Genomic DNA, 255 nt, shown 5'->3' on the forward strand with positions numbered 1-255 from the left:
GCGTCTATGCCAGGACGCTCGGGTTCCACGTCGACGCCTGCGAGGTCCGCTCCCCGGAGCAGAAAGGCAAGACGGAGCGGCGGGTCGGCGTCTGGAAGCGACTGGAGATCCAGGGCCGCGCCTTCGACGGCCTGGATGGGCTCCAGGGCTGGACCGATGCGACGCTCCTCGCCGACGCGGCCCGGCGGACCTGCCCGGCGACCGGCCTGTCGGTCGAGGCGAGTTGGGAGGCCGAGAGGCCGTCGTTGCGGCCGT

1 pseudogene is annotated in these 255 nt (G+C 72.9%); it reads left to right on the forward strand.

What is annotated here, in order from left to right:
- Positions 1-255: pseudogene (locus ACYOEI_RS41575) on the forward strand (hypothetical protein); the annotation flags it as partial.

The organism is Singulisphaera rosea (assembly GCF_054877945.1).